The 20,965-nt window shown below is 70.5% G+C and carries 17 protein-coding genes; 12 read left to right on the top strand and 5 right to left on the bottom strand.

Translation table 11 applies throughout. From position 1 onward, the window contains the following. The first annotated feature begins 4 nt into the window (after positions 1–4). The 3 genes from D7X96_RS00955 to D7X96_RS00965 all read left to right on the top strand — a co-directional run bounded on the left by D7X96_RS00955 (position 5) and on the right by D7X96_RS00965 (position 2,755). On the top strand, positions 5–1,315 hold the full coding sequence (locus tag D7X96_RS00955; protein ID WP_120546803.1) for an adenylosuccinate synthase: 1,311 nt from the start codon (positions 5–7) through the stop codon (positions 1,313–1,315). 56 nt (positions 1,316–1,371) lie between these two features. Further along, the gene (locus tag D7X96_RS00960) at positions 1,372–2,250 is read left to right on the top strand and encodes a tetratricopeptide repeat protein (protein ID WP_121768752.1); all 879 of its coding nucleotides are present in this window, start codon (positions 1,372–1,374) and stop codon (positions 2,248–2,250) included. Between the two features lie 64 nt (positions 2,251–2,314). Further along, positions 2,315–2,755: a PH domain-containing protein gene (locus tag D7X96_RS00965; RefSeq protein WP_120546815.1), complete on the top strand. Its 441-nt coding sequence runs from the start codon at positions 2,315–2,317 to the stop codon at positions 2,753–2,755. An 11-nt stretch (positions 2,756–2,766) separates the two neighbouring features. Here D7X96_RS00965 and D7X96_RS00970 read toward each other — a convergent pair whose 3' ends face one another. Together D7X96_RS00970 and D7X96_RS00975 are read right to left on the bottom strand one after the other, a co-directional pair. Next, positions 2,767–3,606 carry an FHA domain-containing protein gene (locus tag D7X96_RS00970; RefSeq protein ID WP_121768793.1) on the bottom strand — a complete coding sequence of 280 codons (840 nt, stop codon included), beginning with the start codon at positions 3,604–3,606 and terminating at the stop codon, positions 2,767–2,769. A gap of 129 nt (positions 3,607–3,735) precedes the next feature. After that, positions 3,736–4,275, bottom strand: a complete 540-nt coding sequence (locus D7X96_RS00975) for a hypothetical protein (protein WP_233609943.1) — start codon at positions 4,273–4,275, stop codon at positions 3,736–3,738. A 285-nt stretch (positions 4,276–4,560) separates the two neighbouring features. Between D7X96_RS00975 and D7X96_RS00980 the strand changes: the two genes are divergently transcribed. Further along, on the top strand, positions 4,561–5,763 hold the full coding sequence (locus D7X96_RS00980) for a sugar-binding protein (protein WP_121768753.1): 1,203 nt from the start codon (positions 4,561–4,563) through the stop codon (positions 5,761–5,763). A 10-nt stretch (positions 5,764–5,773) separates the two neighbouring features. Here D7X96_RS00980 and D7X96_RS00985 read toward each other — a convergent pair whose 3' ends face one another. Then, positions 5,774–6,034, bottom strand: coding sequence for a hypothetical protein (locus D7X96_RS00985; RefSeq protein ID WP_120546799.1), 261 nt, complete (start codon positions 6,032–6,034; stop codon positions 5,774–5,776). Continuing rightward, positions 6,034–8,346, bottom strand: coding sequence for a DNA internalization-related competence protein ComEC/Rec2 (locus D7X96_RS00990; RefSeq protein WP_244219404.1), 2,313 nt, complete (start codon positions 8,344–8,346; stop codon positions 6,034–6,036). Before D7X96_RS00990 ends, D7X96_RS00985 begins: the two co-directional genes overlap by 1 nt. Before the next feature lie 338 nt (positions 8,347–8,684). On the opposite strand from D7X96_RS00990, the gene D7X96_RS00995 reads away from it, so the two are divergent. Beyond that, positions 8,685–9,179 (top strand): CarD family transcriptional regulator, encoded by a 495-nt coding sequence (locus tag D7X96_RS00995; protein ID WP_014398206.1) that lies wholly within the window; start codon positions 8,685–8,687, stop codon positions 9,177–9,179. A 112-nt stretch (positions 9,180–9,291) separates the two neighbouring features. Here the strand turns inward: D7X96_RS00995 and D7X96_RS01000 are convergent, their stop codons facing one another. Beyond that, positions 9,292–10,737, bottom strand: coding sequence for an FHA domain-containing protein (locus tag D7X96_RS01000; RefSeq protein WP_121768755.1), 1,446 nt, complete (start codon positions 10,735–10,737; stop codon positions 9,292–9,294). A 128-nt stretch (positions 10,738–10,865) separates the two neighbouring features. On the opposite strand from D7X96_RS01000, the gene cysS reads away from it, so the two are divergent. The 7 genes from cysS to D7X96_RS01035 all read left to right on the top strand — a co-directional run bounded on the left by cysS (position 10,866) and on the right by D7X96_RS01035 (position 20,963). Then, on the top strand, positions 10,866–12,335 hold the full coding sequence (gene cysS / locus D7X96_RS01005; RefSeq protein ID WP_121768756.1) for a cysteine--tRNA ligase: 1,470 nt from the start codon (positions 10,866–10,868) through the stop codon (positions 12,333–12,335). A 47-nt stretch (positions 12,336–12,382) separates the two neighbouring features. Continuing rightward, positions 12,383–14,059, top strand: a complete 1,677-nt coding sequence (locus tag D7X96_RS01010; protein ID WP_121724338.1) for a M28 family metallopeptidase — start codon at positions 12,383–12,385, stop codon at positions 14,057–14,059. Positions 14,060–14,138: 79 nt separating this feature from the next. Continuing rightward, on the top strand, positions 14,139–16,307 hold the full coding sequence (uvrB, locus tag D7X96_RS01015) for an excinuclease ABC subunit UvrB (protein ID WP_167510783.1): 2,169 nt from the start codon (positions 14,139–14,141) through the stop codon (positions 16,305–16,307). 13 nt (positions 16,308–16,320) lie between these two features. Further along, complete coding sequence (gene uvrC, locus D7X96_RS01020; protein WP_120546793.1) at positions 16,321–18,261, top strand: excinuclease ABC subunit UvrC; 1,941 nt, start codon at positions 16,321–16,323, stop codon at positions 18,259–18,261. 138 nt (positions 18,262–18,399) lie between these two features. Further along, positions 18,400–18,918 (top strand): DUF507 family protein, encoded by a 519-nt coding sequence (locus tag D7X96_RS01025; protein WP_014398200.1) that lies wholly within the window; start codon positions 18,400–18,402, stop codon positions 18,916–18,918. A gap of 61 nt (positions 18,919–18,979) precedes the next feature. After that, the gene (locus D7X96_RS01030) at positions 18,980–20,557 is read left to right on the top strand and encodes a hypothetical protein (RefSeq protein WP_121768758.1); all 1,578 of its coding nucleotides are present in this window, start codon (positions 18,980–18,982) and stop codon (positions 20,555–20,557) included. A 55-nt stretch (positions 20,558–20,612) separates the two neighbouring features. Then, the gene (locus D7X96_RS01035; RefSeq protein ID WP_120546791.1) at positions 20,613–20,963 is read left to right on the top strand and encodes a hypothetical protein; all 351 of its coding nucleotides are present in this window, start codon (positions 20,613–20,615) and stop codon (positions 20,961–20,963) included. The last annotated feature ends 2 nt before the right edge of the window (positions 20,964–20,965 follow it).

Here is a 20,965-nt window from a genome sequence, read left to right on the forward strand (position 1 = left end):
CACCATGCCGAACGTCGTCGTCATCGGAGCGCAGTGGGGAGATGAGGGGAAGGGCAAGGTCGTCGACCTTCTCACCGAGCACGCCCAGGTGGTCGTCCGTTTCCAGGGCGGCAACAACGCGGGCCACACGCTGGTGGTGGGCGGGCAGAAGACCGTCCTGCACCTGATCCCGTCCGGCATCCTTCACCCGGGCAAGACGTGTGTCATTGGCAACGGGGTGGTGGTGGATCCCGCCGTCCTCGTCGGGGAGATTGACGCGCTCAAGCCGCGCGGCTTCCTCAAGGATGACGCCCAGCTGCTCATCTCCGACAACGCCCACGTCATCTTCCCGTGGCACAAGCTGCTGGACAGCTTCCGCGAGAAGGCCCGTGGCGGCAGCGCCATTGGCACCACGGGGCGGGGCATTGGCCCGGCCTACGAGGACAAGGTGGCCCGCCGGGGCATCCGCGTGCGCGACCTGCTCCACCCGGAGCGCCTGCGCCGCCGCATCGACGAGCGCCTGCCCGCCGCGCTGGAGGAGCTGAAGGACCTCTGCGCCAAGGCGGGCGTGGACGTGCCGATCCTGGAGACGCCGCAGGTGCACGCGGAGTTCTCCGCCCTGGGCGAGCGGCTGCGCCCCTACGTGCACGACGTGTCCCTCTTCCTCTCCGAGCAGGTCCGCCGCGGCGCCCGCATCCTCTTCGAGGGCGCGCAGGGCACGCTGCTGGACGTGGACCACGGCACCTATCCGTTCGTCACCAGCTCCAACTGCGTGGCGGGCAACGCCGCGGTGGGCTCGGGCCTGGGGCCCACGGCCATCGACAAGGTGATGGGCATCAGCAAGGCGTACACCACGCGCGTCGGCGGAGGCCCGTTCCCCACGGAGCTGAGCGACGAGCTGGGAGACCGGCTGCGCAAGGTGGGCGACGAGTTCGGCGCCACCACCGGCCGCCCGCGCCGCTGCGGCTGGCTGGACGGCGTGGTGCTGCGCTACGCGGTGCGCGTCAACGGCCTGTGGGGCCTGGCGCTCACCAAGCTGGACGTGCTCAGCGGCATCAAGACGCTCAGCATCTGCAACGCGTACGAGCTGGACGGCCAGCGCGTCACGGAGCTGCCCGGTGACTACGAGGACCTGGCGCGCGTGAAGCCCATCTACGAGTCGCTGCCCGGCTGGGACGAGAAGCTCGCCGGCGTGCGCACCTTCGACGAGCTGCCGGAAGCCGCCAAGCGCTACGTGCGCCGCGTGGAAGAGGTCAGCGGCGTGCCCGTGGTGTGCGTCTCCGTGGGCGCCGACCGCGGCGAGACGGTGCTCCTGCAGAACCCCTTCCGCAGCTAGGAAGGACGCAGGCCGCAGTGGTCCTGGCCCGCCGGGGGCCAGGACGGGAGAGGGACATGGTTCGCACGCGCAGGTTCCAGCTCGGAGTCTCGGCGGTGGTGTGGCTCGGCACGATGGCGGTGCCCGCCTGGGCTCAGCCCCCGAGCGCACAGCCCCCGGCCGCGCGCGCACCGGGCCCGGCCTCCGACACGAAGCCCGGTCCCGTGGAAGCGCAGCCCCAGCGCACGTCGCAGGCCGTGCTGGCGGCCACGCGGATCCGCGACGGGGACGCGCTGATGCGCGAGCGCCGCTACCGTGAGGCGGCCTTCGCCTTCCTCGACGCGGAGCACGCGGCCCCGGAGCACGTGGAGGCCCGCTTCAAGCTGGGCAACGCGCTGGCGGTGCTCGGCTACTACGCGCGCGCCATCGAGGAGTGGGAGGCCGCGTCGCGCCTCACCCAGGACGCCGCCATCCGCCAGAGCGCGCAGGACAACATCACCCGCGCGCGCGCGAAGCAGGCGGAGCTGGGAGCATCTCCGCAGGCCGTGGGGCAGCCGCCCGGTTCGGGGCCGGTGGCGGACACGACGCGGGCCCAGGCCCGCCGCGCCTACGAGCAGGGCGTCCAGCACATCAGCCAGCGCGCCTACGCGCCCGCGCTCCAGACGCTGACGCAGGCCCTGCAGCAGGAGCCGCTGTTGACCGTGGCGTACATCGCCCGGGGCAGCGCCAACATCGGGCTGCGGCGCTACGCGGAGGCCGCGGCGGACTACCAGTTCGCGCTGAAGCTGGAGCCGGACGCGGCCTCGCCGCTGTACGGGCTCGCGGAGGCGTACCGCGCGCTGGGCCGCAACCTGGAGGCCCGCGACCTCTACGAGCGCTACTCGCGCTCCACCGCCCCGGACGTGCGCCCCGAGCTGAAAGAGGAGTCCCGCCAGAAGGCCGAGCGCCTGCGCTGACCGGCTGCCTGGTGGGCAGACGGGCATCGTCCAAGGGACTGTCCGGCCCACTATTTTGAAGGGCATGGACCGACGCGAGCCGGCGGTGGAGGGGAAGCAGTCGCAACAGATCTTTCGCCCGCGCAGGGTGCTCGCCGCCGTGATGGCGGCGGCAGGCCTGTTATGGCTGGGCATCTTCGCCTGGCTGTTCCACTTCGACGGAGTGCCGCTGCAGACGTTCCTCTCCGCGGCCTTCTTCGTCGTCTTCTTCGGGGTGGCCGTCGCCTACTACGGCCGCACCCGCATTGAAGTGGACTCCCGGGGCATCACCTGCCGGGGCATGGTGCGCACCCGGCGCTTCTCCTTCGCGGACATCCGCAAGGTGGACATTCTCCCCGGGCCGGTGACGGTCTACGCCATCCGGGGCAGCCAGGGCTTCGTGCACTTCACCAGCTTCTTCCGGCACCACCAGTACCTGGCGCGGCTCCTGGTGGAGCGCGCGGGCCTCTCGCCCCTGCCGGCTTGAGGGCGCCCGCCTCAGCCCGTCGCCGTCAGCAGGAGGGTGGCGAGCAGGGCTCCCAGGACCAGCGCGACGGCTCCCGCGATGAGCCAGCCTTCCAGACGCCGCGGCGCTCCTTCGGGGGCTCGCGGCGTCGCTGCGTCCGCCGGTGCGTCCTCGAAAGCCACCAACGGCCGGGGCACGGGCAGGGCCTTCCCTGACGCCTCATCGAACGCCGCCTGGAACCGGAGCAGCGAACGCCCCAGCTCCAGCACGTCGCCGTCCGCCAGCGGGGCAGGGGACTCCAGGCGCACGCCGTTGAGGAACACGCCGTTGGGCGTCCCCAGGTCCTCCAGCACGAAGCCGGAGTCCTCGCGGCGGATCCGCGCGTGCATCCGCGACACGGCCCGGTCGCGCAGCCGCAGCGCCATGCCGTCACCCCGGCCGATGTCCGTGCACGCCTCCGCGAGCGCGTGACAGCGGCCCACGTCCAGTCCGGTGAGGCAGGTGAGGGAGGCCGCGCGGGACGGCGGTGCGTCCGCGTCCGTCAGCAGGCCCTTGAGCACGGCGATGGTGCCCACGCCGCGCTCGGGGGCGCTGGGCTCGGCGAGCACGCGCAGGCACATCCCGTCCGGAAGGCCCAGCACCTCGCCGGGCACCACCAGGCGGGACACGCCGGGCAGCACGCGCACCGCGTTCACGGTGAAGCTGCGCACCGCCTCCACCATCAGCCGGCCGGAGTCGATGCGCAGGGTCAACAGCCCCGGAGGCAGGCCCTCCAGGTGGACATGGTCCTCGGGGCCGCCGCCCAGCAGGTGGTGGCCCTCGGTCAGCTCGAACGGGGTGGGGGTGCCCAGGTGCTCGAATTCGAAGCGCATGCGGACGCCCGGCAGCAAGCATCACGCCTGCCACCGGACGTCGCGTTTTCGCGGGGTTGCCCCCAGGCCCCATCCAGCCCCGGCCTCCCATGTCCGGAGGCCGGGACGGCGGAAGCCCAGGTCTTCTGGCTAGAAGGTGGCACCCAGGTTGATGGTGCCCACGTAGCGGCCGCCGCTGCTGAACGTCTCGTCACTGCCCAGGTTCACGTCGGACGGCGGCACGGTGAGCGCGAACTCCTGGTCGAACAGGAAGTTGTAGTTCACGCGCGCGTCCGCGGTGAAGCTGCCGATGTGCAGCCGCAGGCCCGCGCCCACGGGGATGTTGCCCACCGTGTCGTCCTGGAAGCCCGGCGCCAAGGCGCGCACGTTGTAGCGGCTCAGGCCCACGCCGCCCATGACGTACGGCTGCAGCGGCGTGGCCGAAAGGCCCAGCGTCACCGCCGCCTGCGCGCCGTTGCGCACGATGTCCGGCCCGCTGGTGTCCGTCGTCAGCAGGCGGCTGTCGTTGAAGTCACTGATGGCGCCCGTGTAGCCCAGCTCGATGCCCAGCACGTTCGTCGGCTTGATGGCCACGGTCACACCGTAGGCCAGGCCTGGATCAATCTGGTCGCGCAGGCCGCTGGTGTAGCCCTCCACACCGCCGCCCACGAGGAAAGTCAGGCCGCGCATGTCCGCCGACGACCTGCGCAGTTCCGTCGAAGCCGCCTGTGCGGACCCCGCCGCCAACACCGCTACCGCCGCCGCGCCAGCCAACAATCCCTTGCCCATGTGGTCCCCTCCCTGTGTTGGACCGAAAAGTGGGGTGTACCTTCGGCCATGCCAACCGTGCGCCGGGGGCCCGAAGGCTCGGCTGCCCTCCCGCCCGGACGGGTTGCCCAGGCGTGGGAAGCGCGCTGCCCCACCCGAGGAAGAACGCTTCCCGCGGGACGCGGGAGGGTAGACTCCGCGCCTTCGATGCGCCTTCGCTCCCTTGCCCTCGCCCCGTTGCTGTCCTCCCTCCTCATCGCCGGCGCGTGCCGCGACGAACAGGCGGGCCCCGCCCACCGCGCGCCCAGGCTGCCCGCGCCCACGACGGTGCGGACGCTCGACGCGGCCCCGGAGGGGCTCACCTTCCGCAGCGGCGCCACCTTCGCGGGGGGCTCCATCGTCTACCTGGGCGCGCGCGTGACGCCGGAGCGCACCACCCCGGGGCAGCCGGTGCGCATCGCGCACTACTTCCAGGCCGTGCGCCCGCCGCCGCAGGGCTTCCACTTCTTCGTGCACGTGGTGGATCCGGAGAGCGGCCAGATGCTGGCCAACGCGGATCACGAGTTCCAGGACGGCGCCGCGCCGCTGGAGACCTGGCCCGTGGGCAAGGTGCTGGAGGACGTGCACACCGTGGCCATGCCGTCCACGCCCGCGCGGCTGGTGCTGGGCTTCTGGAAGGGCGACGACCGGCTCGCGGTGGATGATCCGCGCCAGCACCAGGGCGACAACCGCGTGCGCGGACCGCTCCTGGGCGGCGAGCCCCCCGCGCTGCCGGAGTACACCGTCACGCGCGTGAAGAAGGCCCCGGTCATCGACGGCGCGCTGGATGACGAGGCCTGGAAGGGCGCGAAGGCGGTGACGCTCGTGGGCAGCTTCGACGGACGGCCCGCGCGGCTGCGCACCCAGGCGCGGCTCGTCCATGACGACGCGAACCTGTACGTGGCCTTCGACGTGGAGGACCCGGACATCTGGGGCACGATGCGCAACCGCGACGACTCCATCTACGAGCAGGAGGTCGTGGAGGTGTTCCTCGACGCCAACGCGGACGGGCGCACGTACAACGAGCTGCAGGTGTCCCCGCACAACGTCATCTTCGACGCGTACTTCCCCGCGCGGCGCCAGGGCATGGACCTGTCCTGGGACTCAGGCATGAGGACGGCCGTGAAGGTGCGCGGCACGCTGGACGACGCGTCCGACCGCGACGAGGGCTGGACCGTGGAGATGGCCATCCCGTTCAACCGGCTCGCGGAGGTGCCGCACGTCCCGCCCCAGCCCGGCGAGCGCTGGCGCTTCAACCTCTACCGGTTGGAGCACCACGACCGCCGTCAGGTGGAGGGACAGGCGTTCTCGCCCCTCTTCATCGGGGACTTCCACGCCCTGCCGCGCTTCGGCTGGCTCGTCTTCCAGTAGGCCGGTGCCGTCAGGCGTGGGGCGTGATGTCCCACGGCGCGTCCGCGACGGAGCGCTCCGCCGGGTCGCCCAGGAAGCGCACGAAGCCCCGGGACTCCAGCGTGTCGACGAGCTCTTCGGCCTCCAGTTCGGAGAACCGGTTGTCCCTCATGTCGAGCAGCAGGTCGCGCATGAGCGACTTGCCGCGCAGGTAGCCCACGGGCTCGCCAGGGCCCAGGCGGGCCTTGAGTTGGGCGGTGAGCTGCCGGAGATCCAGGTCGTCGGAGATCATCACCGCTCAAGCTGGGCCTGACCTTCACTCCCGGCAATGGGCACCGGCGCGGGATCCGCGCGCGGCAGGAAGGAGACCAGCCGGACGTCCTCGCCGTCGCTCTCCAGGGTGATGGCTCCCTCCTGGTCGGTGCGCCAGCACTCGGTGCCCAGGGCGCGGTAGCGCGCCTCCACCTCCGGATGCGGGAAGCCGAAGCGGTTGCGGCGGCCCACGCAGAACACCGCGTGACGTGGCCGGGTGCGCTCCAGGAGCGGCGCGGTGGACGACGTGCGCGAGCCATGGTGCGGCACCTTCAGCACCGTCACGGGCCCCAGCGCCTCCTCGAGCGCGGCCTCGCCCTCCGCCTCGACGTCGCCCGCCAGCAGCACGGTGACGGTGCCATGGCGCACGCGAAGCACCACGCTCTTGTCGTTGGCGCCCTCCATCAGCTCGCGGTCCACGGGAGGCCCCAGGACCTCCAGCGTCGCCTCGCCCAGCGTGAACGAGGGATGGCCCACCTGCACCTCCTCCACCGTCGCGCCCTTCGCGGCGGAGATGATGCGCCGGGACAGCGGACCGTCCGCGCTCCCCGCGGACAGCCACAGGCGTTCGGTGGGCACCCGGGCCAGGGTGGATATGAGCCCGAGTGCATGATCCGGATGCGGATGCGAGAGCACCGCGAGGTCCAACCGCGACACTCCCTCCGACTTGAGGAACGGCAGGACGAACCGCTCCCCGGTGTCCGCGCCCTCCGGAACGCCGCCCGCGTCCACCAGCGCATGGTGTCCCTGGGAGCGCAGCACCACCGCGTCCCCCTGGCCCACGGAGAGGAAGGTGATCCGCAGCGCGGGCTCCGGGGTGAGCACGGGCAGCAGCACGGCGCCCATCACCGCCCCCGGGACGAGCACGCCCAGCCAGCGCCACCGTCCCGAGCCCAGCGCCCAGGCCCCCAACCCCACCGCGTAGGCCCCGCCAAGCCACGCGCCGAGGCCTGGAACCTCCACCGCCGCGAAAGGCACGGCCGCGAAGCCCCGCGTCAGCATGAGGAGCAGCTCCGACGCCCACGCACCCGCCCAGAGCACCGGCGTCGCCACGACAGGAGCGACGACGAAGAGGGCCGCGCCGCCCGCCGCGAGCCCCGTGAGCACGCCACAGAGGGGCAGGGCGACGATGTTGGACACGAGCCCCGCCAGGCTCACCCGGCCGAACGCCGCCGCCACCACGGGCAGCCCCACGAGCGTCGCCGCGCCGCTCGCGCACAACGTCTGCGCCACGGTCTCCCGGGCCTGCGCGGCCCACCGCTTCAGCCGCCGGGGCTCGGAAGGATCCGGCGGTGCCAGGGGCAGGGCCTCGCGAAGCGCGGGCGACAGCAGCACCAGGCCCAGCACCGCGAGGAATGACAACCGGAGCGACAGGTCCACGACGCTGGAAGGCGTCCACGCCACCAGCACCAGCGCCGCGAGCGACAGGCCATTGAGCCCGTCCGCGCGCCGCCACAACGACAGCCCCAGCAGCACCGCAGTGGCCATCACCGCCGAGCGCACCGCGGGCGCCTGGTTGCCCGTGAAGAGCACGTAGGCCCAGACAAAGGGCACCGCCGCCGGAGCCGCCCATCGCCGAGCCTCCAGCGTCCGCCAACGCCCGCCCATCCGCACCAGCACCCGCCGCAGCAGCGCGAGCGTCATCAGCGCGAGCGCCGCCACGTGCAGCCCGCTGACGCTGAGCACATGCGCGAGCCCCGCCCGTGAGAACGCGTCTTCCCATGCGGCGTCCAGGTCCGCCCGCTGACCGGCGGCCAGCGTGAGGAACAGCGCCGCCGCGTCCGGAGAAGGCGCGACCTCCTGTACCGCGACCGTCAGCCGTCCCCGCACGTCCTCCAGCGCCAGCCGCCACGAAGGGGGAGGGGAGAGCGCCAGCACCCGGCCCGGGACGAAGCCGCCCGTGAAGGCCACGCCCTGCCGCCGCCGCGCCGAGGCGAAGTCCCGCTCGCCCGGGTTCGAAGGAGGCGCATCCGGCACGAGCCGCGCCTCCACCCGCACGCGCTGCCCGGGGTGCAATTCCAGACCTTCACCCCGCCCCGAAAGGCTGACACGGAAGCGGGCATCCACCGGAGGCTCTGTCTTCAGCCCCGCGCGGGCCACCGCGAGCCGCAGGCGCGTGGCGCCATCGAAGCGGTCCACGCGCTCCAGCTCGCCCTCAAGGACCGCGCTGCCGCCGTCTCGCAATGAGGGAGGGAGGTCGACCCGGGCCTCCAGAGAGGAGAGCCCCGCGCCCGTGAGGGCCAGCGCGCCGAGCACCGCGAGGTGCGCACCAGGCAGGGGGCCGAGCGCCATGCCCAGCCCTCCCAGGCAAAGCGCGCAGAGGAGAAATACCCCGCCGAAGCTCTCTGTTCCGGTTGGCCAAAGGGCGCCGAGCAAGAGGCTCAGCGCTGGAAAGAACAACGGACGCGTACCCAGGTCGCGCCACACAAAACGAACCAACACCCACCCCCACCCACCGCCCTGTCCGTCCTGCGGCGCTCACACACCGAGCGACACCGCACACAAAACCGGACACCGTAGTGCGGCTGTCATCAGGTGGTCAAGGCGATTTCGTTGTCCTTGGATGTGGTTTGTGGTAGTAGTGGCTGGCGTGAAGGCCGGGGTCGAAGCTTTCTCCAAGGAGGCAGTTAGTGCAGACCAGCTTCAAGACTGGTGACAAGGCGGTTTATCCGGGCCAGGGCGTCGGTGAGGTGATGGGCATCGAGCACACCGAGGTCGCCGGGCAGCGCCAGTCGTTCTACGTCCTGCGCATCCTGGAGAACGGGATGCGGATCATGATCCCGATCAACAAGGTCGGTTCGGTCGGCCTCCGGGAGATCATCAGCGAGGAGGACGTCAAGCAGGTCTATTCCATCCTCCGCGAGAAGGACATCTCGGTCGATTCCACCACGTGGAACCGCCGGTACCGCGAGTACATGGAGAAGATCAAGACGGGCTCCGTCTTCGAAATCGCGGAAGTGCTCCGCGACCTGTACCTGCTCAAGGGCGACAAGGACCTGTCCTTTGGTGAGCGCAAGATGCTGGACACGGCGCGCTCGCTGCTGATCAAGGAGCTGTCGCTGGCCAAGGACTGCTCCGAGGAAGAGGTCGAGTCCGACCTGAAGAAGATCTTCAACCTCGCCTGAGCCCCCTGTGAGACGCGAAGGCCTCCAAGGTCCTCGCGTTCGCACCCCGCGCCCCGGGTTCCCTCGATGGAATCTGGGGCGTCGTGTTTCTGGAGTCCGGGCACCAGGGGAATCAGCGCGCCTGCGCTTCGAGCGCCGCCAGCTGTGAGCGGGCCTCGGCGTTGTCCGCGTCGTACTGGAGGGCCGCCGTAAAGGCCGCGCGGGCGTCCGCGAAGCGCTGGGCGTGGACGGCGTCCTGTCCCGTGCGCACGTAGAGCCCGGCGAGCTGGCGTCGCAGGCTGGTGCCCTGGCGGCTCCAGCCCTGGGAAATCTCCTGGTCCGCCCGCACGGCCGCACCCAGCGCATCCAGCGCCCGGGGGCGGTCCTTCTCGGCCAGGGCGCTCCGGGCGGCGGACTCGGCGGTCTGGAAGCGGGTGAGCTGCTGGACCAGGAGCGGGAGGTTCGCGCGCCTGGCCTGCGCCAGCGCACCCGAGACGTCACCCGCCTCGTAGCGAGCGAGGATGTCCGCGCGCTGCCCCTCACCCGGAGTCGCCGACTGCACGGCCTTCCGTCCGGACGCAGCGACAACCTCTACCGCGCTCGGAGCCGCGTCCTTCGCCGTTGCCCCCGCGGCGGGGTGCATGCCGCGAGCGATGTCCGAAGCGCTGAGGACCTTCGCCGCTTCGGTGCTCCCGCTCTTGGCGGCCGGCGCAGCCGGGTGCATCCCGCGAGCGACCTCCGAAGCGCTGAGCGCGGGCTCACCCGCACTGGGGGCCGGTTCCGCACGCGCGGCCTTCTCCGCCTCAGCCACATCAGCGCCGGTGGCCTCCTGCGAGGGAGCCGCCGGAGTCCGCGCGGAAGACCGGTCCGCCATCCGCATGGCCATCACGCTGATCAGCGCCGCGACCGCGGAGCCCACCACCGCCGCGCCCACCGCCACTGCGACCCCGTTCAGCGGCCGCTTCACCGAGCGAGACCGCAGCGGCTCCAACGCCGTCCGGCTCACCGCCGGCCCGGCGCCCGAACCCCGCAGCCGCAGCGTCGCGTTGCCCAGGCTCAGCTCGTCCCCGGGCTTGATCTCCACCTCGCCCTTGATGCGCAGCCGGTTGACGAACGTGCCGTTCTGGCTGCCCAGGTCGCGCACCATGAAGACGTTGCCCCGCCGGGTCAGCTGCGCATGGCGCCGGCTGATGGACGCGTGCTGGAGCCGCAGGTCCGACGTGGAAGACCGCCCCAGCGTGATGGAGCCCTGGCGCAAGGGCACGAGCTGCCCGGCCCCCGGCCCGCGCTCCACGTACACGAACGCGGGCGTCAGGCCCGGATCCGAGTACTCCTTCGCCCAGTCATACCGGGGCGTCAGCTCCTTGTCGGACCGGCTGCGCTCACCCGGCCCCCGCCGCTTCGCCTTCCGGGGACCCGCCGGATACTGGGGCACGCGCTGCGGGCGCGGATCATCCGCCTGCAGGGGCGCCACCTCGTCGTCGTCGAACGGGAGCTCCTCCGACGGGTCATCCGACGACGCCTGCTGCCCTGGAGGGCGGGGAGGGCGCGGCGGACGCTTCGGATTCGGCGGAGCCATGCGGCGATTCTCCCTATCCGACGCTTCCAACGCCAAGTGCTGGCCTGTGTGGGACCCGGGATCCTAGAGTGTGTATCGCGTTGCGCAAGTGCCGCGCCCGCCCTGCTCCCAAAGGAGGACCTTCCACCGTGGCCCCCCCATCCATTCGGCTCTTCAACACGATGTCCATGCAGAAGGAGCCGCTGGAGCCGCTCGTGCCCGGCGAAGTGAAGGTCTACGTCTGTGGGCCCACGGTCTACAGCTACATCCATATCGGGAACGCGCGCACCTTCACGTCGTTCGACGTGGTGGTCCGCTACCTGCGCTACCGGGGCTTCAAGGTGACGTACGTGCGCAACTACACGGACGTCGACGACAAGATCATCAAGGCCGCGCACGAGACGGGCGAAGCGCCCGTGGACCTGGCCTCGCGCTTCGTGGAGGCCTTCCGCGAGGACGCCCGCGCGCTGCACCTGCGCGAGCCGGACGTGTCCCCGCGCGTGAGCGAGACCATCCCGGAGATCGTCGCCCTCATCCAGACGCTGGTGGACAAGGGCTACGCGTACGAAGCGAAGGGCGACGTGTACTTCGCCGTCGGCAAGGACGAGGACTACGCGAAGCTGTCCAAGCGCAACCTGGACGACCTGTGCCAGGGCGAGCGCGTGCAGCCGGGTGACCTCAAGCGCGAGCCCCTGGACTTCGCGCTGTGGAAGGCGGCGAAGCCCGGGGAGCCGTCGTGGGACAGCCCCTGGGGCAAGGGCCGCCCGGGCTGGCACATCGAGTGCTCGGCCATGAGCGAGAAGTTCCTGGGCCGCACCTTCGACATCCACGGCGGGGCGTTGGACCTCATCTTCCCCCACCACGAGAACGAGATCGCCCAGAGCGAGTCCGCCACCGGCCAGACGATGGCGAAGTACTGGATGCACTGCGGCTTCCTGGACCTGGAAGGCGCGAAGATGTCCAAGTCGCTGGGCAACGTGGTGCGCCTGCGCGACGCGCTCGCCAAGGTGGACGCGGAGGCCCTGCGCTTCTTCTTCCTCTCCACGCACTACCGCCACCCGCTCAACTTCGGGGAGAAGGCACTCCAGGACGCGGAAGGCCGCATGGAGTACTTCTACGAAACGCTGCGCAAGGTGGACGAGCGCGTGGCGGGCAAGGACTTCGGCAAGGGCCCCCTGCACGGCGACCCCGCGCGCTTCCTCGCGGAGTTCGAGTCCGCCATGGACGACGACTTCAACACCGCGGGCGCGCTGGGCGCGCTGTCCGGCCTCTTCGGCTTCATGAACGAGCTCACGGACAAGCCGCCCGTGAAGGACAAGCCGCTGGTGGGCCGCACGCTCCAGGCGCTGCGCGAGCAGGTGCGTGAGACGTCCCGCGTCCTGGGCGTCTTCGAGGACGACCCGGGCGAGTGGCTCCTGCGCCGCCGCGACCGCGCGGTGCGCGAGCGCGGCATCGACGTGGCGGAGGTGGAGCGCCTGCTCTCCGAGCGGACCGCCGCGCGCGCCGCGAAGGACTTCGCCAAGGCGGACCAGGTGCGAGGCGCCCTCAAGGCCCTGGGCGTGGACATCATGGACACGCCTGCCGGCACCTCCTGGAAGGTGGCGGCGGCAGCCTCCTGAAAACCCGCTGGGGGGCGCCCGTGCGCCCATGCTACGCAATGAGGCCCATGAGGCTCCTCCCAGCGCTGTTCGTCTCGCTGTGTTCGGCGTCCGCGTTCGCCGCGGCCACGCCCACCGTCACGCCGCAGGAGAAGACGGCCGAACAGGCCATCACCGCGGACCTCCTGCGCGCGCACGTGCGCTTCCTCGCGAGCGACCTGCTGGAGGGCCGGGGCCCCGGCACGCGCGGTGACGCGCTGGCGCAGGAGTACATCGCCACGCAGTTCGAGGGCCTGGGCCTCAAGCCCGGCGCGGAGGACGGCGGGTACCTCCAGCGCTTCGACCTGATGGGCATCCACAGCCGGCCGGGCTCCATGACCTTCCAGGCGAAGGCGGGCCGCGTGGAGCTCCAGCCGCGCGAGGACTTCATCGCCGTGTCCGGCGTGCAGGCCCCGGCGGCGAAGCTGGAAGCCTCCGAGCTCGTCTTCGTGGGCTACGGCATCGTCGCGCCGGAGTACCAGTGGGATGACTTCAAGGGCGTGGACCTGAAGGGCAAGACGCTGGTCATCCTCAACAATGATCCGGAGGACGACCCGCGCCTCTTCGCCGGCAAGACGCGCCTCTGGTACGGCCGCTGGGACTACAAATACGAGCAGGCGGCGAAGACGGGCGCGGCGGGCGCCATCATCATCCACACCACGCCCAGCGCGGGCTACCCGTGGCAGGTGGTGCGCACGTCGTGGACGGGCGAGCAGTTCGAGCTGCCCGCCGCAGACGCGCCCCGCCTCCAGGTGAAGGCGTGGACGACCGAGGACGCCACGAAGCAGCTGCTGAAGCTGGCGGGGCAGGACCTGGACACGCTGCGCGCCGCCGCCCAGAAGCGCGACTTCCGCCCCGTACCGCTGGGCGTGACGGTGTCCCTGAACCTCACCAACGAGGTGCGCCGCCGGCCCACGGCGAACGTGCTGGGCCTGCTCCCCGGCAGCGACCCCACGCTGTCGAAGCAGGTGGTGCTCTACAGCGCGCACCATGATCACCTGGGCAAGAAGGACGACGGCAAGCCCGGCGAGGACGTCATCTACAACGGCGCGCTGGACAACGCGGCCGGCGTGGCCGCGATGCTGTCCGTGGCCCGGGCCTTCACCGCGCTGCCCACGCCCCCGCGCCGCTCCATCCTCTTCGCCGCCGTGGCCGCGGAGGAGTACGGCCTGCTGGGCTCCTCGTACCTGGCCAGCCATCCGCCAGTGCCCCCGGGCCGCATCGCCGCGAACATCAACGTGGACGGCGGCAACGTGCTGGGCCGCACGCGGGACATCACCGTCATCGGCCTGGGCAAGTCCTCGCTGGACGGCTTCGTCACCGCGATGGCGAAGACGCAGGGGCGCACGGTGAAGGCGGATCAGCTGTCCGACCGTGGGTTCTTCTACCGCTCGGATCAGTTCAACTTCGCGCGCCAGGGCATCCCGGCCGCCTACTTCGGCAGCGGCATGGACTTCATCGGCCGGCCGGAAGGGTGGGGCAAGGCGCAGCGCGGCCAGTGGGAGGCGAAGCACTACCACCAGCCCTCCGACGAGGTCCGCCCGGAGTGGGATTTGTCCGGCGCCGTGGAGGACACCCGGCTCTTCTTCCTCGTGGGCGCCCAGGTGGCGAAGGCGCAGCAGATGCCCGCGTGGAACAAGGGCGACGAGTTCGAGGCCGCCCGCCTGAAGTCCCTGGAGGCACTGAAGGCCCCGCCCGCGAAGTAGGCGGGCGCCCCGTCCTTTGCCGGACGGACGTGCACGAAGGTTCAGTACACAGGCAGCGGGGATGTTAGATCTGTCCTCCATGCCGGACTTCGAACTCGTCAGTGAGCACAAGCCGCAGGGCGACCAGCCAAGGGCCATCGGGGAGTTGACCGAGGGCCTGCTCCGCGGCGACCGCTACCAGACCCTCCTGGGCGTCACCGGTTCGGGCAAGACGTTCACGATGGCGAACCTCATCGCCAACGTGAAGCGGCCCGCGCTGGTCATCGCGCACAACAAGACGCTGGCGGCGCAGCTGTACGGCGAGTTCAAGGCGCTCTTCCCGAACAACGCCGTCGAGTACTTCGTCTCGTACTACGACTACTACCAGCCCGAGGCCTACGTCCCGTCGACGGACACCTTCATCGAGAAGGACTCGTCCATCAACGACAACATCGAGCGGATGCGCCACTCGGCGACGCACAGCCTGCGCACCCGCAACGACGTCATCATCGTGGCCAGCGTGTCCTGCATCTACGGCCTGGGCGCGGCGCGCAGCTACGTGGACCTGGCCATCCGCGCCACCGTGGGCGAGGACATGGGCCGCGACGGCTTCATGCGCAAGCTGGTGGAGGCCCAGTACGAGCGCAACGACCTGGACTTCCACCGGGGCACCTTCCGCGCCCGCGGCGACACCGTGGAGGTGTTCCCCGCGTACGAAGAGGAGCGCGCCGTGCGCGTCAGCTTCTTCGGCGATGAGGTGGAGCGCATCACCGAGTTCGACCCGCTGCGAGGCCAGACGCTGGGCCAGCTGGAGAAGATCGTCATCTTCCCCGCCAGCCACTACGTCGCCGGAGCGGACGCGCGCCAGAACGCCATGCGCACCATCCGCGAGGAGCTGGCCGAACAGCTCCAGAAGTTCAAGGTGGAGGGCAAGCTGCTGGAGGCGCAGCGGCTGGAGCAGCGCACCATGTTCGACCTGGAGATGATTGAACAGGTCGGCTACTGCAACGGCATCGAGAACTACTCGCGCCACTTCACCGGGCGCGCGCCGGGCGAAGCGGCCCCGTGCCTCATCGACTACTTCCCGCGCGACCTGCTGGTCCTCATCGACGAGAGCCATCAGACCGTCTCCCAGATTGGCGCCATGTACCGGGGCGACCGCGCCCGCAAGGAGACGCTGGTCAACTTCGGCTTCCGCATGCCCAGCGCGCTGGACAACCGGCCGCTGAAGTTCAATGAGTTCGAGGAGATGGTCCCCCAGGTCGTCTTCGTCTCCGCGACCCCCGCTGAGTACGAACTGCAGAAGTCCAAGGGCGTGGTGGTGGAGCAGATCATCCGCCCCACCGGCCTCACCGACCCGGAGGTGGAGACGCGCCCCGCGGGCAACCAGGTGGACGACCTGCTGGAAGAGGTCCGCGTGCGCGTGTCGCGCAACGAGCGCGTGCTGGTGACGACGCTCACCAAGCGCATGGCGGAGGACCTCACCGAGTACTACAGCGACGTGGGCGTGAAGGTCCGCTACCTGCACTCGGACATCGACGCCATCCAGCGCATGGCCATCATCCGCGACCTGCGCCGGGGCGAGTTCGACGTGCTGGTGGGCATCAACCTCTTGCGTGAGGGCCTGGACATCCCCGAGGTGTCGCTGGTGGCCATCCTGGACGCGGACAAGGAAGGCTTCCTGCGCAGCCACGTGTCGCTCATCCAGACCATTGGACGCGCGGCGCGCAACGTGAATGGCCGCGTCATCATGTATTCGGACCAGATGACCGCCTCCATGAAGCGCGCCATGGATGAGACCGCGCGACGCCGCGAGATCCAGCAGGCGTACAACAAGGAGCACGGCATCACGCCGCGGTCGGTGAAGAGCAACATCACCGACTTCACGGAGAACATCCCGGACTACGACGCGGGCGCGGGCGCGCTGCCCATGGCGGCCGAAGGCGAGAACGACCTGCTGGAGCCCAAGGAGATCCAGCGCCTCATCAAGGAGTTCACCGCCGACATGCTCAAGGCCGCGGACGACATGCAGTTCGAAAAGGCCGCCGAGTTCCGCGACCGCGTCCAGTTGCTCAAGGACATGGACCTGGGCCTGAAGCCCGCCTCGCGTTCGCTCCTGCGCGCGCCGGCGAAGCCCGCGGATCAGCCCGGGACGACCCCGAAGAAGGGGAGGGGACGCGGACGTCCGTCCTCGTCCGGTGGCGGTTCAGCCGGCGGTTCCTCAGGGGCGGCGAAGCCCGCGGCCCGTTCGCGCTCCCGCAAGAACTAGCGAGGCCTGAGCCATGGACATCCGGCTGCAGGAGAAGCTGGACGCGCTGCCCACCGAGCCCGGCGTGTACCTGATGAAGGACAAGCGCGGGACCATCATCTACGTGGGCAAGGCCATCAACCTGCGCAGCCGCGTGCGCAGCTACTTCAACCGCTCCGGAGACACCCGCGTCTTCGTGTCCCTGCTGGACACGATGCTGGGTGACCTGGAGACGGTGCTCGTCCACAACGAGAAGGAAGCGCTGCTCCTTGAGAACGAGCTGATCAAGAAGCACAAGCCGCGCTTCAACGTCCTGCTCAAGGACGACAAGCAGTTCATCTCCCTGCGCCTGGACCGCACCCAGCCGTTCCCCCGGCTGGAGGTGGTGCGCAAGTACGAGAAGGACGGCGCGCGCTACTTCGGCCCGTACTCCAGCGCGGGCGCCATCCGCGAAACGCTGCGCCTCATCAACCGCTTCTTCCAGCTGCGCACCTGCACGGACCACGTGCTCGCCAACCGCAAGCGGCCGTGCCTGCTGTACCAGATCGGACGGTGCCCGGCCCCGTGCGTCCATCCGGTGCCGCCCGAGGAGTACCGCAAGAGCGTGGACGAGGTGGCCATGTTCCTGGAGGGCAAGGCGGGGCAGCTCATCGAAGGGCTGCGCGCGCGGATGAAGCGCGCCTCCATGGAGCTGAAGTTCGAGGAGGCCGCGCGGGTGCGCGACCAGCTGCTTGCCATCGAGCGCAGCCTGGAGCGCCAGAAGGTCGCCACCACGGACTTCAAGGATCAGGACGTGTTCGCCCTGTATCGCGAGGGGGACCGCATCCTGTTCTACGTGCTGCACGTGCGGCAGGGCCGGCTCAACGGCGGCCAGGCCTTCCCCTTCGGCAGCCAGGAGTTCCCGGACGACGAGCTGCTCGCCTCGTTCGTGAACCTCTACTACGACCAGGGCGGCTTCGTTCCGGAAGAGGTCCTGCTGCCCCTGGAGCCCGGCGACGGCACGGAAGGGCTGGAGGCCCTGCTCACGGAGCGCAAGGGCGAGCGCGTGCGCGTCTTCGTCCCCAAGCGCGGGGAGAAGCACGAGCTGGTGAACATGGCGGTGAAGAACGCGGAGCAGGCGTTCATCGAGCGCAAGCGCACCAAGGACGAGACCGACACCGTCCTGTCACGGCTCCAGTCCAAGCTGGGCCTGCGCAACTTCCCCCGCCGCATGGAGTGCTACGACATCTCGCACTTCCAGAGCTCCTCCATCGTCGCGTCCCAGGTGGCCGTGACGGACGGGGAGACGGACAAGTCGCGCTACCGCAAATACAAGATCAAGTCCGTGGAGAAGCAGGACGACTTCGCCAGCATGTACGAGGTCATCACCCGAAGGCTCAAGCGCGGCCTGGAGGAGAACGACCTGCCGGATCTGCTCGTCATCGACGGCGGCAAGGGCCAGCTCGCCAGCGCGCACGCGGCCATGAAGGACCTGGGCGTGGAGGGCGTGGACGTGGTGGGCCTGGCCAAGAGCCGCGACCAGGAGGTCTTCGACCGGGACGCGGAGAGCGCCAGGAGCCCCGAGCGCGTCTTCGTCCTGGGCCGCAAGGACCCCATCGTCCTGCCCCAGAACTCGGCGGAAATGTTCATGCTCACGCGCATGCGGGATGAGGCCCACCGCTTCGCCATCACCTTCCAGGGCAAGTCCATGCGCAAGAGCTCCCTGCGCTCGGCGCTGGAGGACATTCCGGGCGTGGGGGAGGGCCGGCGGAAGATGTTGCTGCGCCACTTCGGTTCTCTCAAGCGGGTGGGCGAGGCCAGCATCGAGGAGCTGACCGAGGTCGTTGGCCCGGCGATGGCCGAGCGCGTCCACGCGGGCCTGCATGGCGACCCCGAGGACGACTCCGAGGACCCCGTGCGCGAGGCGTCCCTGGATGACGCTTCCGAGCCTGTGCACGAAAAAGCGGATGGAGGGTCGCCACCCGGTGCGGCATGATTAAGTTCCGCTTCGGACGCCGGGGGGACTGGCCGCTGGAACCCGCGACGTTCCTAGGGTTTTTCATTGCGACCATGCTCGGCGCTGATTTATAGCGGTTGAAGATCCGAGCACGTTTGAAGAGGACGAGGGACCGACATGAGGCTGTATCCGAAGGTGATCCCGATCATCTCGCGCGAGGCCATTCAGCAGCTCATGCAGGACGGGGACATCGAGGTGGAGCCGATGCGCGTGGCCGACGCCGAGATGGATCTCTCCGCCATCATGCGCGAGTACCTCGCCAACGAAGAGCGTGTGAACCAGGCGACGCGCGAGGCCCTGGAGCGTCGGGGATATGACTACTCCAAGTTCAACCAGGTGAAGCGCGAGATGGCGGACGTGCGCGGCTTCAAGATGGGGGACGAGGGCATCGAGTACGTCATCAACCAGATGATTGAGTTCCTCCTCATCAGCCGGAACGTCGAGGAGGTCTACTCCCCCGACAACGTGCTGCGTCAGAAGATGTTCCAGGGCATGAAGAAGCACCTGGACGTCGACGACGAGATCGACCGGGAGGCCCGCTCGCGGCTGAAGCACCTGCAGGAAGGCACGAGCGCCTTCGACATCGAGTACAACAAGACGGTCGAGCAGATCCGCCGCGCCCGCGGTCTGATTTAGTCCCGGGGCGTGCCACGGCCCGCTCCGCTGCCTACCTTCAACTTCAAGGGAGGCAGCGTCGATGGCGGGTCCAATCACGAGCATCTTGCTGTCCGGTTTCCTGGCGGCGGCGCCAGGGGGCGACAGGTTCACGTTCGAGGGCCGGGAGGCCAGCGCGAGGACCGAGCAGCCGGACGGTTACTTCTTCCAGGGTTCCCTACCGTTCAACGACCTGACCGAGCGCGGCACAGGTCAGGTGTCGATGTCCGTGGAGGACCGGGTCGGCATCCCGAACGCGACGTTCGGCGACAAGGCGCAGCTCTCCGCGAGCCTGCGCGTGGGCGGCACCGAGTACCGCGTGGAGCTGACGCAGGTGGGCTTCCCGCCGGTGCAGGCCATGGCGCGGGCGCCCACCGGGCCGCTTCCTCCGCCGCCCCCGCACCTGATTGAGGGCGGGGTGCTGATGGGGACGCCCATCTACGGTGAGACGGGGCTGGGCTGGCGCGCCACCACGCGCGCGCACGCGGCCATGGCCGTGTGGGGCATTGGCAGCGTGTGGCGCAACGGGACGCTGCTGACGGACTCGGCGCTGGTGCACGCGGCGGCCCTGGACGCGGGCACGTTCTCGGATGACGACACGACGCGGCTGTTGCGCGACGCGCGGCCGGGGGACGCGGAGGTGGTGGTGGTGGTGTGGAACCTGCCGCCGCGAGCGGAGCCGCGCGGGTTCATCCAGTTCCTCTTCGACAACGTCGCCATCGACGTGGACGGGACGCGGGTGCCGTCGCTGGCGGTGGTGCCCAACACCGGAGAGCTGCCCGCGTCGCTCGCGGCGCTGACGCCCGTGGCGCCCACTTCGTTCCCGGCGGCGGTGGCGCCGGTGTCCGGGCCGCGCTTCACGCAAGGCGCGCAGGGCACGGGGGGCAGCGGCACGGCGGGCGTGACGCTGGGAGCGAGGACCACGGGCGATACGGGCCTGGCGACCACCACGGGTGCCACGGGTCCGGCGGCCACGGCGGGTGGGAACAACCTGGCGACCACCACGGGCCCCACGGGCCCGGCGGCCACGGCCGGCTCCCCCAGCGCGGCGAGCATCGGTAGGACGGTGCCTGGCGCGGCCACCCCGGGGACCGGCAACACGGTGGGGGCGCCCGGGGCGACGACCGCCACGGTGCCCTCGGCGCCGACGCTGCCTTCGGCGGCCCCGCCGACGTTCAGCGGCACGTTCGGGCCCACGGCTCCGGCGGATCCGCCGGCGGTGGTGTCGGGTGTGCAGCCGGGCGTCACCGGCACGGTGGGGCAGGGGACCTTCGCCACGCCGCCGACGGTGGGGGGCGTGTCCGTGGGTGGCTTCACCACGCCGCAGCTGTCCGCGCCCGACTTCAACAACTTCGTGGGCACCAGCCAGGTCAGCCCGGGCCTCATCGCCACGGTGCCGCCGCTGTCGCAGTCCCCGGGCACGCCGTCGGCGCCCATCCTGGGCACGCCCGCGCCGCTCAACACGGCGGCTCCCACGCCGCTGGTGAGCACGCCCGCGCCGCTCAATGCGTCGCCGGGCACCGCGCTGCCGGCCACGCCAGCCCCGGTCAACGCCGGGCCCGCCACGGGCCCTGCCGCGGCTCCGGCTGGCGCGGGTGGCGCCGGGGCTCCGGCGCGCTGACGGGGCAGGGGGTGGGAAAATTGACCGGGCGCTACGTGCCTGTAGCGTCCGGGGCATGTCTCCTCCCGTCGCAGCCCTCGCCACCCCCGCGATGTTGCGCCGTACCGACCCCGTCCGCGGGGCGGTGGAGCGCCTGGCCCGGACGCTGCCCGCGCGCGAGGACGCCACCGTCCTCCTGGACTTCATGGAGGACGACCTCCGCGAGGGCCTGGACGCCCTGGGTGACGTGCAGGCCCACTTCTACGACCTGCTGCTGGCCCTCCACCGCGAGAAGCTGACGCCGGTGGCCCTGATGAACGCGGCGGAGGACCTGCACGTGCTCCAGCGCCTGGAGGACCTGCACGAGGTGGTGACGCAGCTGCGCCGCCGCCTGTCGCAGGCCGCCGGGATGATCCGCCACGGCTGAGA

Origin of the sequence: Corallococcus interemptor (assembly GCF_003668875.1) — a bacterium.
Lineage (GTDB): Bacteria > Myxococcota > Myxococcia > Myxococcales > Myxococcaceae > Corallococcus > Corallococcus interemptor.